The 12,524-nt window shown below is 62.4% G+C and carries 13 protein-coding genes; 6 read left to right on the top strand and 7 right to left on the bottom strand.

Translation table 11 applies throughout. The features are described 5' to 3' along the window. Nucleotides 1-30 precede the first annotated feature (30 nt). The 4 genes from ACWKSV_RS03070 (at nucleotide 31) to ACWKSV_RS03055 (ending at nucleotide 4,106) form a co-directional block, all read left to right on the top strand. Nucleotides 31-999, top strand: coding sequence for a DUF7146 domain-containing protein (locus ACWKSV_RS03070; protein WP_191864662.1), 969 nt, complete (start codon nucleotides 31-33; stop codon nucleotides 997-999). Nucleotides 1,000-1,078: 79 nt separating this feature from the next. Further along, entirely contained in the window at nucleotides 1,079-1,792 is a 714-nt protein-coding gene (locus tag ACWKSV_RS03065; protein WP_191864663.1) for a hypothetical protein, read from the top strand. Further along, a complete protein-coding gene (locus ACWKSV_RS03060; RefSeq protein WP_191864664.1) occupies nucleotides 1,789-2,613 on the top strand; it encodes a hypothetical protein in 825 nt (274 codons plus the stop codon). The genes ACWKSV_RS03065 and ACWKSV_RS03060 overlap by 4 nt, the downstream gene beginning before the upstream one ends. 260 nt (nucleotides 2,614-2,873) lie before the next feature. Then, nucleotides 2,874-4,106: an N-6 DNA methylase gene (locus ACWKSV_RS03055; RefSeq protein ID WP_076715850.1), complete on the top strand. Its 1,233-nt coding sequence runs from the start codon at nucleotides 2,874-2,876 to the stop codon at nucleotides 4,104-4,106. Nucleotide 4,107: 1 nt separating this feature from the next. Here the strand turns inward: ACWKSV_RS03055 and ACWKSV_RS03050 are convergent, their stop codons facing one another. From ACWKSV_RS03050 to ACWKSV_RS03030, 5 genes are all read right to left on the bottom strand, one after another. After that, nucleotides 4,108-4,758: a KpnI family restriction enzyme N-terminal domain-containing protein gene (locus ACWKSV_RS03050; RefSeq protein WP_076715849.1), complete on the bottom strand. Its 651-nt coding sequence runs from the start codon at nucleotides 4,756-4,758 to the stop codon at nucleotides 4,108-4,110. 27 nt (nucleotides 4,759-4,785) lie between these two features. Beyond that, on the bottom strand, nucleotides 4,786-5,802 hold the full coding sequence (locus ACWKSV_RS03045) for a hypothetical protein (protein WP_156884252.1): 1,017 nt from the start codon (nucleotides 5,800-5,802) through the stop codon (nucleotides 4,786-4,788). Between the two features lie 88 nt (nucleotides 5,803-5,890). Further along, nucleotides 5,891-7,591, bottom strand: a complete 1,701-nt coding sequence (locus ACWKSV_RS03040; protein ID WP_076715847.1) for an ATP-binding protein — start codon at nucleotides 7,589-7,591, stop codon at nucleotides 5,891-5,893. 9 nt (nucleotides 7,592-7,600) lie between these two features. Beyond that, nucleotides 7,601-8,635, bottom strand: a complete 1,035-nt coding sequence (locus ACWKSV_RS03035) for an SIR2 family protein (RefSeq protein WP_172839650.1) — start codon at nucleotides 8,633-8,635, stop codon at nucleotides 7,601-7,603. A gap of 236 nt (nucleotides 8,636-8,871) precedes the next feature. Further along, nucleotides 8,872-9,915 (bottom strand): CHAT domain-containing protein, encoded by a 1,044-nt coding sequence (locus ACWKSV_RS03030; protein WP_076715841.1) that lies wholly within the window; start codon nucleotides 9,913-9,915, stop codon nucleotides 8,872-8,874. A gap of 101 nt (nucleotides 9,916-10,016) precedes the next feature. Between ACWKSV_RS03030 and ACWKSV_RS03025 the strand changes: the two genes are divergently transcribed. Together ACWKSV_RS03025 and tcmP are read left to right on the top strand one after the other, a co-directional pair. After that, nucleotides 10,017-10,838, top strand: a complete 822-nt coding sequence (locus ACWKSV_RS03025) for a DUF5131 family protein (RefSeq protein ID WP_076715840.1) — start codon at nucleotides 10,017-10,019, stop codon at nucleotides 10,836-10,838. Between the two features lie 35 nt (nucleotides 10,839-10,873). Beyond that, nucleotides 10,874-11,725, top strand: a complete 852-nt coding sequence (tcmP, locus tag ACWKSV_RS03020) for a three-Cys-motif partner protein TcmP (RefSeq protein ID WP_191864665.1) — start codon at nucleotides 10,874-10,876, stop codon at nucleotides 11,723-11,725. Nucleotides 11,726-11,746: 21 nt separating this feature from the next. Here tcmP and ACWKSV_RS03015 read toward each other — a convergent pair whose 3' ends face one another. Continuing rightward, on the bottom strand, nucleotides 11,747-11,932 hold the full coding sequence (locus ACWKSV_RS03015) for a hypothetical protein (RefSeq protein WP_076715836.1): 186 nt from the start codon (nucleotides 11,930-11,932) through the stop codon (nucleotides 11,747-11,749). 111 nt (nucleotides 11,933-12,043) lie between these two features. Then, nucleotides 12,044-12,520, bottom strand: coding sequence for a hypothetical protein (locus ACWKSV_RS03010; protein ID WP_076715835.1), 477 nt, complete (start codon nucleotides 12,518-12,520; stop codon nucleotides 12,044-12,046). Nucleotides 12,521-12,524: the final 4 nt, after the last annotated feature.

The raw sequence follows: 12,524 nt of genomic DNA, 5'->3' as shown, positions 1-12,524 counted from the left end.
GTGGCGATTGACCAGCGATGGAGCATGCACATGGACAGCATCGGCCTCCCGGCCAGATACATGGACGAGAAGGGGCGCATCGACGTCGCCCGCATCAAGGCGGAGACCTCGATCGCGAAGGTCGCGGCGGAAGCGACCGACCTGAAGAAGAGCGGCGACGAACTGAAGGGGCTGTGTCCCTTCCACCCGGAGGACACCGCCAGCTTCTTCGTCAACGAGGGCAAGCGGGTCTTCCACTGCCACGGCTGCGAAGCGGGTGGTGACGTGATCGAACTCCACCGGCGTCTCCATCATGTCGACTTCCGGCAGGCCTGTCTCGATCTCGTCGGCACCGCCACCGCTATGCCGCCCGCGCTCGAGAACCCGGTCCTCGTCGCGATGCGTCGCGCGGAGTCGGTGAGGCGGGCGCGTCAGGTCTGGCACGAAGCGACGCCGATCGGCTGGTCGCTGAGCGAGACCTACCTCGTCAACCGGGGCATCGGTCATGCCGTGCCCGGATCGATCCGCCACTCGCACGTCGCGCGGTGGTGGGATGCGGACGGTCGAGAGGGTCGACGAGAGCCGACGATGATCGCGGCGCTTCAGGACCGCGAAGGCCGGCTCGCGGGCATCCAGCGCACCTTCCTCGACCGCGACGGGCGCAAGTCGACGCGCGGTACGCCGAGGCTGTCGCTCGGCCGGGTGCGCGGTTGTGCGGTCCGCTTCGGTCCGGTCGCGGAGACGGTGATGCTGGCGGCCAGCGTCGAGGACGGGCTGGCGGTGAGGCTCATGTTCCCCGGCGCCAGCGTGTGGGCGGCGGTGGGCGACGGCAACCTGCCGCACGTCCGCTTCCCTTCGCAGGTCAGGCGCGTGATCGTCTGCGGCGACGCGGATGCACCCGGCAGGGTCGCCGCAGCCACGGCGATGGCTGCGTACGTCGATGCGGGCCTTGCCGTCGAGGACCTCGTTCCCCGTGCCGGCAAGGACTTCAACGAGGAGTGGCTGCTCCTCCACGCCTGAGCAGCGATCCCAACCATGTCGGCGAACCACCGTCGTCACCGACCCGCCGCCCTGCGTCCGACCTTCCGAGGAGAATGACATGCCGAAAAAGAAACCCCACTCCAATTCGCTGCCCGCCATCGTCAAGCCGCCCGCTGGCAAGCGCCTGCCGCTGAGGGAGGACGGCGGCCTCGTGAAGGTCGATGCCATCTACCGCGTCGCCGACGTGCACCCCACCGCCGATGGGCCGTGGAGCGTCGAGGCGGACAAGATCGCCTGGACTGATCCCGCGTCCGGATACGCCTGCATCATCCGTCGATCGCCGTTGTATCAGCACCTCTGCGGATACGTCGCGGTCCCGCCGGGCCATCCGCTGTTCGGTCGTGAATACGGCACGATGCTCGGCATCATGATCGGCGTCCACGGCGGCATCGACCATTCGGACGCCTGCGAGCGCGATGCGCCCGAGGATCGCAGTATCTGCCACGTCGCCGTGGATGTCGGATCCTACCAGAACGTCCGCAGGACCATCGAGGACGATCATGAAGGTCATGGCGATAACGACGCCTGGTGGTTCGGCTTCAGCTGCGATCAGCGGGACGACCTCGTCCCGCTGGATACCCGCCACCCGCGCAGCGACAAGACCCCGGCGTTCGGCGTTGACGATCCCACCTACAAGACCGAGGCATTCGTCTACGGGGAGTGCGTGCGTCTCGCGGCACAGCTGAAGGCGATCGGAGAGGGCCGCGACCCCCGGGCGGCCGATCCGGGTCCCACCCTCATCCCCACCTCGAGCCTGGAGTACAGGCGTTGACCCCGCGCGTCTGCGATCCCGAGCTGCCCTGGGGCAACTGGCTGCGGGGCGAACACGTCGATGGCGAGACGGTCTTCGTAGACGAGGAGACCGGCAAACGGTGGCCATCGATGCGCGCGGCGTTCTGGAACGGTCGGCTGCGGATGCCGGACCATTTCGGCAGGACGCCGCACGAACTGCTCGAGACGATGCACGCCGTGCTCGTCGCGACGATCAGGCGCAAGCCGACGATCGATGAGCAGGCGGCAGACATCTTCCAGTCCAGTGGGCTGTACCTCCTCCTGTTCCACCTCTGGCTCGCCCGGGAAGGACTGGTCGAGCTGACTGAGGATGGCCGCGGCGCCAGGACCGTGACGGCGGAGGGGATGGCCGTGATCCACATGCTGCTCGCCACCCGCCCGTACGACGTGCGCAAGCAGCGCCCGTCCGCCGCGACCATCGCCCAGCTGTGCGAGTTCGGCCTTGGCCCGGAGGGGCGGGAGGACAGGCTGGCGCGCGTCGAGAAGGCCGCGGCCCGCTGGGACGTCGCATTCCTCCGTCGGCGCGAGGGCGGCCAGCCGTCGATCATCCTGTCGAAACGCGGGGACGGCATCGTGCCGATCTTCGAGACGGTCTGGACGCTTGGGCTGGGCACGACCGAACGGCGCGACCGCTTCTACGAATGGATCTGCCACCGGATGGACCGGTGGCCGGCATGGGGCGAACTGGCGACTCGCTACGGATCGGATCGTCTGACGCATCACCTGCTGGAGGTCGCTGCAGCGGCGTTGATTGACGATGAGATCCCCAATGAACAGCCGGGGCTGAGCAGCGGGCTCTAAATTGAAGGGTGGACGGCTGCGGTAGTCCTTTGAACGCTCGCTCATCATACTTCGCCACCTCTCGATCTCCATCGCTTGAGGTGGCGAACCTTTCTTAGGTCGTGGCGCAACCCGCTATATAGGGTTTCATCTGGTCGTTTCCCACGGCACCTTCTGGACCACGGCTCCCCAGCGATGTTGAACGGTCATGTGCAAAAGAGCATAGGCAGCTATCAGGCAGACACCTCCGAGGGAGGAAAAGTGACGGGCAAGCGGCAATCATGGCATCCAAATCCGCCAAGATACGGCAGGACGATCTAAACCGCTTCTACACCCGAAGCCGCATTGGCGACCTCCTTGCCGATCAGCTGGGAAACGAACCGCCCACCAATGCGCTCGATCTAGGAGCCGGGGAAGGAACGCTTGCTGATGCCGTCCTGAACCGCTGGACGGACACCACGATCGTCACGGTCGACATTGACGCTTCCATCAAGCCCAACCTGTGCTCCCGACTGGCCGGACGCGGGCGCGGTGGGCATCTGCATCATGTCCACGATGTGCTCGACCCTGCGCTGCCCAACGTACTCGGCTCTACCGAAACGTTTGACCTTGCCGTCTGCAACCCGCCCTTTCATCGCCCGCCCTGGAAGCGGGATTATGCCCGCATCCTCCAGGACGCCGGACTTGCGGACGCCTGCCTCAGCACCGCTGACGTAACGGCGGAAGTCATCTTCTTCGCTCAGAATCTGCGGATGCTGCGTGATGGCGGGAGGATCGCGTTCATCGCACCGGATGGTCTCGTCACGGGGGCCAGAGCGGCATCATTCAGACGAGCGGTCCTTCAGCAGCATGGCATCGACGCCGTGATACAACTTCCAGCGCACTCGTTCCATGATACCGAGGCTCGTTGTTTTATCGTCATCGCCACTAAGAATGCGCGCGATCGTGCAGACCGGATCAGACTGCTTCGGCATGAAGCGGACGGGACCCTTTCTGGTCCGCTGCTGATAACACTTGGTGATGCCGAACGGCGCATGGACTATGATCATCATGCCGCCATGCTCGCCACCGGTGGAGGCGAGATCACGACCCTGAGAAAGCTGGGTGCGGACGTGCGCCGGGGATCACTCAGCACGACGGAGCGCAGACAGGCTAGATTTCCGACGTTTCACACCACCGACTATGCCTCACTCGAGAACGGCGAGGCATCACTCGGTGCGTCCATCGTGCCGGATTACCCGGATCGCGTAGTCGTTGCCGAAAAGGGGGACATCCTTATCGCGCGCGTCGACCGCAGCCTGCACACGAAAGTCGCCATCGTCGTGGAGGGCAAGGCTGCGATCACGGACTGCGTGTACAGGGTCAGGCTACCGCAACAGCATTGCGCTGGCGCCTTCCGCGCGTTGAGGTCGGAGGATGGAGTCGCCAACCTCCTGGCCGCTACAAAGGGCGTAAGCGCTCGTCTGTTGGGGAAGGCCGACCTCCTCGACCTTCCCATCATCGTCGATGCGTGACCTACTTGCCGAGATACTGCTTCAGAAAATCGTAGGCCTCCTCCTTCTGCTCCGCCCCAGCGGCCTGCAGGATGGCGATCACGTTGATCTTCCCAGTCGCGCCGTCCCAGAAGTTCTTCTTCATGACCTGGTGCCGGCCACACAGCGCCTGCCAATGTGTCGGGTCGCCGGGATCTGACTGCGGGTTGACGGAGTGCGGCGTCGTGTGATCCGGCGTCAGCTTGACAGTGCCGCCGCCGATCGGATCGATTGCGCCGTTCCTGAGTGCGCAGGCCTGTCCATCCTCCTGCCACTCGCAGGCATCGTTTGCCCGGGTCAGTACCGTCCGCCACGTCGCCGGAGTTGGCCGCACTCGTCGATTCGCTATCGCTCTGCGCTGCGTGTTTGCCAGCACGTATTCTTCCGGCTTCAAGGCGCTCCAGTCCCGTGAGGACAGGATGGTATATCCCTTATCAGTTCGGAGTTCAGATAGGCGTTGATGCCAGTTCTCCGGTTCGGCACCCGTGACGGGATTCCGGGCGGCAGCGATGATCTGCGCGCGGGTGACGACCAAGCCGACGTTATTGAGTAGCAGCGCTTCGATCCGTGCGCGTACCGATTTTTGATCATATGAAGAAACGTCGGAACTGTAGATCTTAGTCGGCGGTATCATCTTTCCTCCTGTGTTTTGTCAAAACCGTCAGCGCGCAGCCTTCACGCGCTCCCATTCCCTCTTCAACACCACATGACCTAGACGCATGACGTACGTCGTCAGCGAACCGGGATCCGTGCATTCCACGATCGGCTTCCAAACCGCCTCGTAATACTTCACGCCGTCGTCGCATTCGCCAAGCTCCACTGAACGACGAGCGCAATGCGACATCAAAACCGTCCAGAACGCCCCTCCGTCGGCGGTCTCAGCTCGGGTGGGTTCGTGAATGAACGCTAGTCGTCGGAGAAGATGCATCAGCAGCCTGTGATCCTTCTCGCGCGGATTCAACATCAGCTCGAAACGGAGGCGGCGCGGATCTAATTCCCGATTGAAAGCCTCGCGGCTTTTGACGTCTGCGGTGGCATGTTCTCGAGCCAGAGCGACGACTTCTCCCAATAGCGTACGCGCGCTGGCCAACCACTCCTGCCGATTGTCGGCCCGGACCTTCGCGCGGAGCTGATCGTTGGCGAACCAGATCGATGCCGCTGCTGCAGCCAAGGCAAGGAACGCGGTCAGATTTCCGCTCAGGTTGATCAGCGCATCAAGGTCCAACCGTTTGTTTCCCCCCAGTGTCAGGAAGGCCGGCAATTCAGGAAGGGCAAGCCAATCCGCTGCAATACGAGCACACGCGAACAGAGCGGCTCCTCCGAGCACCACGACTATGCCTTGACTGAAAATCGCTCTTGGTCGCACCATACCGAAGTTGTCGATCGGATCCGTCACTGGTTGAACCAGAAGAAGGAGGTGATCCCAATCAAGATTGCCGTCAGCTGTCTTTGCCGGATCCCACCATGTTGTGAAAGACATCTGACAGAATCGTTCCGCTAAACGGTTGCCGACTTTCAGTGTTGCCCATATCAACAGGGCAGCGACCACAAATCTCCATCCACCGTTTCCCGGTGTGATCACGTGAAACGGATGAATATCGGACATCAGCAATGCAGGCACCACCCCTGCCAAAGTTGCGAGGACCAACAAAACACGAATGAACAGGCCGACGCTCATTGTTCGCAGATCGGTCGCGGATATTCGTCAAATCCTACTGTCAAAAATTGTATCATCATTCCAGACATGGCTCCGCATCCGCGCTTCGTCAGACCGTCTGACTACGCCATGCCGACAATACGGCATCTACGTCGAGTTCCGTTGGTTCGGTGGCCCACGTCGAGGCGAAAGATGCATCGTCACTCGCTGGCTGGGGATTAGGCCGGGTGATCCTGATCCGCGTCGGCATCATGACCGAATCGCCGAGCAGGATGGCCTCGCCACGTCGCAGAGTAGAGAACATGGACGTGATTCCGCGTACCGAGTCCGGTAGCAGATTTCTGACATACGCCTGATCGTCGGGATTGGAGATGCGCAGGCAGAGAAAGCTGCCGCATTGTGACAATATAGTGCTTGACAGTTCCCTTGGGCGCTGGCTGATCACAGTGAGGCTTATCCCGTACTTACGGCCCTCCTTCGCGATCCGCTCCGCTGATTTCCGAGCCGACTCGTTCGCCGTATCTCCGTCCGAAAGGTAGATATGCGCCTCGTCGGCGAACACTGCGATGGGATACCGTTCGCCCTTCAGCCTCCGATGCCAATAGGCGAAATCAAACAAGCATCGCTGGATCAGCGAGATCACCGACGATCGTACGTCGAACGGCGTGGAACTGAGATCGACCACGACGATCTTGCGCCGCTCCCCATCCTTCTCACCAAGTAGACGCCGGAACAGATCCGACATCGACGCCGAAGAGGTGTATGTCTTCGGGCGGAAGATGAGATCGTACCGTCCATCATTCATTCGCGAGTCGAGACGCATCAGTAGACGGGTGAACTGACCGTAGAGCGGGCCATTCACGGGCTTGCCCTGCGAACCAAGCGGACGTTCGGTGTCAAGACGACGGAACTCGTCGACGATGTCCTGCAGACTGAAGTGAACCGGGGTGTCGATGGTGATCTTAGGTATGCCGAGGGTCTGGTTTCCCGAGTCCGCCTGCTTCGCTGCCTGCAACAACTCCTTGAACTTGGCGATCTGATTGGGTGCCGCAGACTCGGCGCGATCCACCATCAGACCGAGCAGCTCTTCCGAATTCATGAGCCAGTACGGCAATTCGAGGTCGATCGCGGATATCACCTCCGCATGATCACCGAACGCAGAGCCATATTCCCCGTGCAGATCGAAGAGCACCACGGTCGCCTGTGGAAAGGCGCATATCCGCTGGATGATCGAGGCCACGGTCCATGACTTGCCGCCGCCGGTCTGGCCCAGGACGGCGGCATGACGCGTCAGGAACGCATCGAGATTCACCTTCGCCTCCTGACCTGGAATAAGAGAAAGCCGGCCCAAGGAGAAATCTCCTTCCGCGTAGCCGGCGTAGATGGCGTCGATCATCCTGTCGTCCACCGCGAACACCGGCGCATTCACGGTCGGCAGGACATCCGTTCCGCGTTCGAAGGCCCCCGAAGAGTCGACTGTTCCGACAGGAACGGTCGACAGGCTACGGGACACCCGATCGATCAGGAGCAGGTCCGCATCCGTGGCCTGACGCAGTTCCGGAGCGGTGATCCGCTCCTCCTTCATCTCGATGCCGGTGACCATACAGAGCAGATAGCCTGCTGGAAGAGACACCAGCACGAATGTGCCAGGCTGGCCTATCAGCAGCGGAACCGGTCCATCCTCACTCGGCACGTCGACCGTCATGCTGGCAGGAACGCCTGCCGTTCCGTCGTCATCCTCGTCGAGCAGCGAGACGAAAACCTGGTCACCCGTGACGGCCACGACCTTACCAATCCTGTATTCCGACATTCCGCCCCCCTATTTGAACATCGCCGCGAAACGGCTAAACTTCCAGATATCGGTGCCCCGATCGTGCGGAACGCCGTTCGCGATCCCAGAGGTGTCGAAGCCGGCGCTGAATGCGCCGGCGGATTTGAGATCGGCCATTCCTTCGGTTTCCCGATCGCAGAATGCGAACAGGCGCATCCTGCCGCTTCCCACCGCTGGTACGAGCAGGTTGCTGTTGATGTGGTCGTCGCCGAAACTGAACCCGCAACTCACCAGATACCTGCAATCCGTCCCAAGGGCGTTCCGCGCGGCCGTGAAGAGGGCATCGTGCGGCGCGTGCAGCGTATCCATCACCTTCCGCCGCCGCGGCAGGATCATGACCCGGCGATCCGTGGCACCAATCGCGGCTGGATGCCGCTCGAAGAACCGCCCGCCTCGCCCGACCCAGGATACAGATCCGTGCAGCTTGATGAGGCGTACCGTCAGGGCGGGATGTTCGGCGAAACTGGCCTTTCCCCGCCGGCCGCAGGAGAAGGCGAAGCGCTGGGGATCGAAGAAGCGCTCGACCGAACCAATGAACCCCGTTTCGATCACCACTCCGGCCTCGGCACCGGCCATCTCGAACAGGAGATCGTAGTTGGTCGTGAAGACGTGCACACAGGCAGGCTGCCCGAATGCGCGGCGGCTGAGAGCTTCCAGAAAGCCAACATGTACATCCAGGGTCGGTGGCGGCACGTCCAGGATCACCTGGGTGACCAACTCACGGAGCCTGACCTCGAGTTGGTGGAAACGGGACTGTTGTGCCGCGATCGCGTGCGAGATCACATGGTCGGCGATCACTTCGACGTTCGGCTCGCCTCTGACAGGATCGTACACGAGATGATTCGAGGTTAAAACTTCGTCGAGAGCTTCGCGCTCAGCGGTCTGCAGCCCGGCCACGACGTCGCGGGTCAGTCCTCCCATCATCGGATAGCCTGCTTCCACCGACGTTCCGGCACCGAACAGAAAGCCCGTCGTGGAAAGTCCACCACTCTTCAGGTTCGGCAACACTTCCTCAAGCCGCAACCATTCCCCCCATCATCGTTGCCGCCCAACCTATCCGGTTGCAGATAAAAGGAAAGTAGCAAACAACATCCAATCCGGAGGGATCGCTTGTCAGCAGTTCGCCTTGTCGAAGCGGATAGCTGGCAACCAGCTGATCGACGTTCGGCTTCCATGACCATATCCGGACCCGATTCCTCCGGACTCGCAGAGGTATTCCCAGAACCGGTGTCACAGCTGTTCGCCAACAGCCGCAAGACTTAGCCCGCTGGTTCGATCAACTTCAGGACGGATGGGTCGACTTCCGGACTGGCGCACAGCGTGACTAGGTCCATGTCGGTGGATAGCGCGATCTCGGTCGCCACGACCGCCTGTTCCACGGCTCTGCCTATCGGCTGCGCGCTGCCCACCGCAGCGTAGAACCTGGTCGCGAAGACGACCGCGCTTGCATCTCCGACCGGTGCGTTCATGGCAACGACCACCGGCACCGCCTCCAGCAGCTCCAAAGCTCCATCCGCCGTATCGCAGGCATTCAGAACGACGCACGTCGGCGGTTGGTCGGTGGCTCGAAGCAGCCGAGCGAGATGCCTGTAGCCCACGGTCTGCTCGCCGGGATCCACGACGTCCGCCTTGTCGAAGAGCAGTCCCGGGGCACCGGCATGACCAGAAAAGTGGATGACGTGCGGACGCAGGTCGTTGATGCCGTCTATGAGATCCTGCGGTGCTGCTGCCGGTCGATGCTGTATGTCGATCAGATCCCGGTACTTGGATGCGCGAACCGCACGCAGTACGTTGTTGACCTCCAAGTCGACGCGGAGGGAGGCTTCCCCCTCCGCAGCCGGGCTGGCGGTCAGATAGAGGACGCGCAGCTTCTCGGGTTTCGGTGGTTTGACGTAGACGTGATGGACAGTCGTCGCGGACAGTCGGGAGATTTCCCGTGCATGATCCTTCTCCTTCTGATGCCGAGCACTGTCGGCGCGGTCCTTCGACGACTGTTCCGACTTCAAGGCGTTGTCCAAGGAGCGCTGCTTATCCCGCTGCCGGCTTGCGTTCGTGGCCAGCCTGTCCTGAACCGCTGCGCTCTTCTTCACCGCTTCGACCGCCTTTTTGTCCTCCGCTTCGGCGGCGCGGATATTCGTCGATATCGTCGAGGTCGACCGGCTTCCTGCCGCCGCCTTCCGCTTGGCGTTCGCGGCGGCGCGCGCCTTGGCGGCATCGCCCTCATGACGCGCAAGTTCCTTCCGGAAGCCCGCCTCCTCCTTCTGCAGGCGGACGAGTTCCGACCTGTAGGATTCCGAACCCATGGCGTCTCTCCCGTGAGGCCATTTCCCCCGCCGCTCAGAACGTAATGAGAACGGCTGGAATCTTCCACTTCGGGCTGCTAGACTGACGTAAGGAGTGTGCCTTGGCGAAGAATTCACGCATTGAATGGACGAACCACACCTTCAATCCCTGGTGGGGGTGTGTGAAGGTCTCGCCGGCCTGCAAGCACTGCTATGCGGAGTCATGGGCCAAGCGGGTCGGCAGCAAAGTATGGGGCGTCGGGTCGGAACGACGCTTCTTCGGCGACAAGCATTGGGCCGAACCCCTACGCTGGAACGCGACGGCAGAGGCGGAGGGACGACGCGCTCGGGTCTTCTGCGCTTCTATGGCCGACGTCTTCGAGGATCGTCGCGATCTCGACGCATGGCGAGAGAGGCTGTGGACACTCATCGATGCCACTCCATGGCTGGACTGGCTGCTACTGACCAAGCGGATCGAGCATGTCGGGCGTCTTTGCCCATGGACCGAGGCATGGCCTTCCAACGTCTGGATGGGGACGACCGTGGAGGATCAGCGTCGGGCCGACGAGCGGCTGCCGCTGCTCGCTGAGCTGCCCGCCGCCGTGCGCTTCATATCCGCCGAGCCCCTGCTCGGTCCGCTCGATCTTGGGCCGTGGGCCGCATCGCTCGACTGGGTCATCACCGGCGGCGAATCCGGACCGCATGCCCGTCCGTCGAGCCCTTCATGGTTCACCGCTCTCCTGAACCAATGCATGGCCGCGGACGTGGCCTTCCACTTCAAGCAGTGGGGCGATTGGGCGCCGGGACAGGGCATCAATCTCGCCAAGGCTCGAGCCGAGCAGGCGGATGACGGCACCACCATGCTGCGAGTGGGCAAGAAGGTCGCCGGACGGATGCTGAACGGGTCGGTCTGGGACGGTCTGCCGATAGCGAGGACGATCTGACAGACCATCCGCTTCTCCCGTTCGTCTCGTCCGAGATGCCGGTGGTCGATCCTGCCCGGATCAACAACCGCAAGGGGCTGCACTGCCCTCTGTGGACGGAGAACAAGGCGAAGCTGATCCAGGCGTACATCAAGCTCTTCACCTTCGTGACGAAGCACGGCACCTACATCGACGGCTTCGCCGCCCCCCAACGCCGCAACCACTCGGCCAAGTGCTCAGCGAAACTGGTGCTGGAAAACGAGCCGCAGTGGGTCCGGGACTTCTGGCTGTGCGACATCGATCCTGAGGGTATCGCGCTGCTGGAGGCGATCAAGACCGAGCACGAGGGCAAGAACCGGCGCATCCGCGTCATGCCCGGCGACTTCAACGCATCGATCGAGGCGATCCTTGCCAGCGGAACCATAACCGAGAAGACGGCGACTTTCGCGCTGCTGGATCAGCGCACCTTCGAGTGCGAATGGTCGACCGTGCAGCGCATCGCGGCGCACAAGACCACCACCAAGATTGAGATGTTCTACTTCTTCGCTACCGGCTGGATCGACCGGTCCATCGCCGCCATCCGCAAACCAGCGGCTCTGGAGCAGGCGGAACGCTGGTGGGGGCGTTCGGATTGGCGTGACCTACGCGGTATGAACGGCGTGGAGCGTGCGAATCTTCTAGCCGCCCGCTTCCGAGACGAGCTCGGCTATCGATGGGCCTATCCGTTTGCGATACACGACGCCGCACGGGGGGGGCGGACCATGTACCACATGGTCCATGCCACCGATCATCCGGAAGCCTCGCCGCTGATGCTCAGAGCCTACCGCAAGGTGTCGGGCCGGCCAGATTGGGATCGCCCCGCGTCATCGCAGATCGATCTTGGGGATCTGTGGAGCGAAGTCGTCTGAACGGTCGGCCGGACGCTCTCCTCAGTCTCCGTCGCAAGCTGCGCACAGTGCGAAATCGTCGGTCACCATGCCGGTCTGCGCGGCGAACAGGTTTCCGCAGTGGCTGCAGGTCGCATCAGTCGCGTCGTCGCCAACGTCATCGATGGCAATGCCTTCGCGCCGCATCGCGAACCATTCCTCCCGTTCCGCGTCGGTGAATTCCATCATGGTCGCTTCTCCTGGTGCAGCCTGAAACTATGATCATCGACCGTTAACGAAGCGCTGATCGGTTTCCATCGATCATCGTTTCCTGACGGGATCGCGCATTTATCTTCTCAATCAGGAACCGCAGTTCAGGCGTCCCCGCGCGGCCCATCGATGGCCACCGATGTGGACATCGATGTAGGCCGCTCCCTCGTTCACCTCGGTTCCCTTCCATGTCGATGGGCCGACGGGCTTCACCGTCAGCGTGACGCCGTCACCCGTCCAGCGATCATAGGTAAACGGGAACAGGTCGCCAGCGCCGGCCGCAGGGCGAAGTCGCACGATATCGTCGGCGAGACGGATGACTGCACGATCGTCGGCAGCGGCGAAGCGCATGCGTCGGTCCTTCGCCAGCGACCACGAGCAGCCGCTCCCCGCTGCGCCGGCCTTCATGACCATCGCCATTGAGAGCGGCTGCAACGGCAATACTGGCGCAGCCGCATGGACGTCGTTCCGTACTACGCCCGCTGGCGTGGCCGCCATTGTCGGCGAAGTGACCACCAGCGACAACGAGGCGACAGGCGCGAGGAGCGACACCATGGCCGTGTTCATGCCC

The organism is Sphingomonas sp. SphC10 (assembly GCF_057004845.1).
This window is presented reverse-complemented; position numbering and strand designations above follow the sequence as displayed.